The 3,836-nt window shown below is 67.9% G+C and carries 3 protein-coding genes; all 3 read right to left on the reverse strand.

Going from position 1 to position 3,836, the window contains the following annotated elements; translation table 11 throughout:
• Positions 1–2: 2 nt before the first annotated feature.
• The 3 genes from AB0H36_RS47930 to AB0H36_RS47940 are packed head-to-tail and all read right to left on the reverse strand — an operon-like array spanning position 3 to position 3,693.
• Positions 3–1,115, reverse strand: a complete 1,113-nt coding sequence (locus tag AB0H36_RS47930) for a TniQ family protein (protein WP_360539052.1) — start codon at positions 1,113–1,115, stop codon at positions 3–5.
• Positions 1,112–2,026, reverse strand: a complete 915-nt coding sequence (locus AB0H36_RS47935) for a TniB family NTP-binding protein (protein WP_360539055.1) — start codon at positions 2,024–2,026, stop codon at positions 1,112–1,114. The genes AB0H36_RS47930 and AB0H36_RS47935 overlap by 4 nt, the downstream gene beginning before the upstream one ends.
• A complete protein-coding gene (locus AB0H36_RS47940; protein ID WP_360539058.1) occupies positions 2,023–3,693 on the reverse strand; it encodes a Mu transposase C-terminal domain-containing protein in 1,671 nt (556 codons plus the stop codon). Before AB0H36_RS47940 ends, AB0H36_RS47935 begins: the two co-directional genes overlap by 4 nt.
• Positions 3,694–3,836 lie beyond the last annotated feature (143 nt).

Here is a 3,836-nt window from a genome sequence, read left to right on the forward strand (position 1 = left end):
TGTCAATGTTCGTAGTCGTCTGCACACATGACTGAAGTCGTCTGCACAGGCACTGGTCGGGGGGATCGACGCCAGGATCGTCGAACCGCCAGCGGAGTCGGCTTGTGTCCCTCGTACATCGGCTGCCTCGGCGGCGGCGCCAGCGCCGAGGCGAGGGTACCTGCGGCGGTAATCTTCCGTTGGGCGACGAGGTTGAGCGCGGTCGCCGCGGCGTGCAGCATCGCGTCCTGCATCGGTGGGTCCATCAGCTCGTACGGTTTCCACGAGGTGAGCCCGCCACGCGGTGGCAGGCCGGCGGTTTCCCAGATCAGCTCCAGACGCTGTTTGGTGCGAGACCGCTTGGTTGACGGGGCCAGGCTGACCTCGTCGAGCAGCGTGCGCAGCAGCCGTAACCAGACCGCGACGTGGACCGGCCGTCCGGGCAGGCTGACCTGTCCTGTGGCGAGGCCTTGGTATGTGTAGTGGTCCAAGGTGGTCAGCGGCTCGGTCAGCGGCGCGGGTCGCAACCGCTGGAGTCCGGGGGCCAACTCGAGGTCGTGGTCGGTGAGTGCCACGGAGCGTTCGACGTCGGCGGCGTTGTCGAGCCGGATGCCGTGGTCGGCACAGCCGGCCACGAGCGGCAGCCTCCAGACCAGCGCTCTGGGGTGGGTGGGGTCGGCGGCGCAGAGCAGGCAGCGCCGCTGCTGGTACTTGTGTGTCGGCATCCAGGGACCGTGCCAGCTTGTCCAGGCGGTGATGTGGTTGCGGCCGGCCTCGCCGGGTCGCAATAGCACCGGATTCTGCCGTACGTAGGTGTCGAACGATTCCTGGGCCTTGAAGTTCGTTGCGTCGGGTGGGTCTATCAACCACGGGGCCCATCCGGTGACGGTCATGGTTTTCAGGTGCGCGGGATCGATGCCCGTACGCTCGACGAGCGCATCGGCCAGCCACGGCGGGACGGGCCGGTAGTCCCAGTCCTGGCGGTTAGTGTTGTCTGCGTTGGCGGGACTGAGGGTGGCGATCAGTTGCTTGACCGGCATCCGGTACAGGCGGGCGAGGCGTTCCAGCCATGACGACAGTGATTCGAGCGGGTGCGGTGGCGGGTGCAGGGGCCACCGGACCGGTGTCGGGCTCACACGACTTCGCGCTCGAACAGCCGACGTCGTTCGGTGGGGCCGGTGTACCCGGCGAGCAGCAGGGTCTGTTGGTTGATCGCTTCCTCGCCGGACTCGATCGCGGCCACGGCCGCGTCGGTCAGCAGGTGCGTCAGCTCCCCGATCGTGCCTTCGCTGCGGGTGATCAGGTAGTTCGCCATCTCCGGCGTTGCGATGTGCGACGGTCGCCGCAGCGGGAACGACGCGGCGAAGCTGGCCAGCAGCGAGCAGGTTTCGGGTCCGTCGTCCCACTGGGGCAGCACCAACGGCGCGAACCTGTTCTCCAGCTGATCGTCGGAGCGAATCGCAAGGTACGCCTCGTGGGTGCCGACGCCGATCAGCGGGATGCGCAGTTCGTTGCCGAGAAACCGGAGCACGTTCAAGAACTCCCTGCGCCGGTCGCCGCGGCCGGCCAGCAGGTTGTGTAGCTCGTCGATCACGAGCGCCCGCAGACCGATTGTTCGCAGGATTTCCAGCACGTACTGCTCCAGTTGTGCGATGCTCCAGTGCCGTCGCTGAATCGGCGCTCCGGCCGAGGTCAGCAGCGCGGTGTAGAAGCGGGTCACCGACGGCTCGGACGGCATCTGCATCACTATCACCGGGATTTCCTCCCGGTCCGGATGTGACGTCGGCGGGTGCGATCGGCGGAACCGCTCGACGATCATCGACTTGCCGTTGTTGGTCGCCCCGATCAGCAGCAGGTTCGGCATCCTTTGCTTGGACGGCCACGAGTACAGCGCCTCCAGCCGGTCCAGTGCGTCGAGAGCGCGGCCGTAGCCGATCCACCGATCCGCGCGAACATGCAGCAGCCGCTCGTCGACCGGCAGCAACGCGATCGGCCGCGCCGACGGATGCAGATGCGACAAGTCCGCCGCCGTTTCGTTGTCGCTCACCACTGCTCGATCTCGTCGAACGGCTTGGCCTCGGGCACGGTCGTTTCCGCGTCGACCGGCGGCAGCGGCGGATGCGCGGTGACCGGCGCCGATCCGGGGCCGTCCTGCTGCTGCGGTCGCCGTTGCCGGTCGCGGCGAGCCTTGCGGGTAGTCGCGGTGGCGATGTCGGTGATCTGCCGCATCTGATCGACCATCGTGAACAGGGCGGTTTCGTCGACCTCGGCGCGGCCGAGCTGGCGCAGCCGCGCGACGGCAGCCTGCTGCTCCCACAGGCTGATCGGCGGCCGCGACATCACGCGGTACCCCACTTCCAGGTAGGTGAAGGTGTCGGGGTCCAGCACCCAGATCCGGGAAATGTCGCGCGGGTCGCGGCGCAGCACGAACTGATCCCGCTGTCCGCGGCGAGCGATCCACGGTTTCAACGCATTCGAGTAGTACTGCACGTGATCGACCTGGAAGCCCGTGCGGGTCAACGTCCGCCGGATCACCGGCAGGAAGTCCACCAGAAACGCCGACTCGTTGGTCACCGTCACCGGCGCACCGGATTCAGCGACCTTCTCCGCCCACACCGCCGCGGGCGGCCGGATCAGCGACTCGTGGATCTCGCCGTGGTAGCAGGCCACCGCCAAAGCCAGCCAACGCTGCAGCTCCCGCAAGGTCAGCACGGCCTTGCCGTCGCTGTCGTAGCCGCCGCGTTCGGCGGTGTTGGAGAACGTGGTGCCCGGAAGCTCGTGGACCATCTGCATCATCGTGCCGATCACACGTTCCACGATCCCGCCGAAGTGCGGCGCCCCCGGCGGCCGGTAGCCGAGGTCGATTCCGTGCTGGTCGCAGCCGCGTTTGAGGGCTTCGCTCTTGAATTCTGCGGCGTTGTCGACATACAAGGAGCGAGGTTTGCCGCTCATCGGCCACACCGCCTCGACGCCCAGCTGCTCCAGCCAGGCGCGCTTGTCGGTAGCCATATGCGCCAGACATAGCCCCACCGACGTCGCCGACGGAGCCTCCAGGGTCACCACCAGGCCGGGCAGGCAGCGGGAGGCCACGTCCACCCCGGCCGTGACGTAAGGGCGGCCGATCGGCAGGCGGTGCCGTTCGTCGACCACGATCACGTCGACGGGGGTGTGGTCGATCTGCACCTGCTCCAGCAGTCCGACGATCTCTGGCGGGACGCCGCCAGCCGCGCGCATCGCCCTCGCAGCGTCGGCGCCCTCGCGGGCAGACGCCGAGGCCGCAGGGTCGAGTTCGGCGATGCGGCGCAGCACCGACCCGCGCGACGGCGAGCGCAGTCCACGGACCTTGCACTCCCTGTCGATGTCACGGCATACCGACGCCACCGAACGCCGCTGCCTGGTCAGATAGCGTTTCCGCAGTACCTCCCGGACCACGGCCTCTACATCGCCGGCCAGGCGGTGACCACCCCGGCCGCCGCTGGATGTGCGAGGCAGCATGTCCGACGCCACGCCTTCTCCCGCCCGCCACCGCTGAACAAGCAGGTAGACCTGGCGACGCGACACTCCCAGTTCGGCGGCCGCGGCATCGGCGGCATCGCGGCCCATGGTGTCCCGCTGCGCCAACCGCCCGATCACCTCGGCCCGGCGCACCGCCGACTCCCATATCGCAGGCGCCGCTGTCAGCACACCGCGCTCGATCACCGACCCATCAGCCATCACGGAGATCCCGTCGTGCATACGAGTACGAACAAAAGGCACCGTAGCGCAGACGAGTTCAGTACACCGGCCTAACTCGAAGTCCCCTGCACAACCCTCCACCGACAGCGCGGATCCCGTGCAGACAACTTCGGACATTCACA

The organism is Kribbella sp. NPDC050820, assembly GCF_040653975.1.
GTDB lineage: Bacteria > Actinomycetota > Actinomycetes > Propionibacteriales > Kribbellaceae > Kribbella.

Coding starts and splice junctions, on each gene's coding strand:
- AB0H36_RS47940 (WP_360539058.1), bottom strand. CDS start 3,693: ATGGCTGATGGGTCGGTGATCGAGCGCGGTGTGCTGACAGCGGCGCCT.